Annotated in this window: 1 protein-coding gene; it reads left to right on the forward strand. The window is 40.9% G+C overall.

Features of this window, described 5'->3' with window-relative positions:
- Positions 1-220: AAA family ATPase (locus ACX9YW_RS23745; protein ID WP_460351290.1), on the forward strand; the 220-nt coding region annotated here is incomplete at both ends.

A 220-nucleotide genomic window follows, 5' to 3' on the forward strand; every position in this document is an offset into this window, starting at 1 on the left:
GGATATAAGTCTTTTAAGGATATCACAGTACGCCTTAATCCAATCAATATTTTGATTGGATCGAATGGTGCGGGAAAGAGTAACTTTCTATCCCTATTTGAACTATTGGGTAATGCCTACGAAGGCTTTCTTGCAAGAAGCGTCGCTCAATCTGGAGGAGTGGACAAACTGCTTCATAATGGAAGGAAAGTTACTGACCGAATCTCTATTGAAACCAGGG

The sequence above is a fragment of the Pseudoneobacillus rhizolycopersici genome (genome assembly GCF_054786815.1).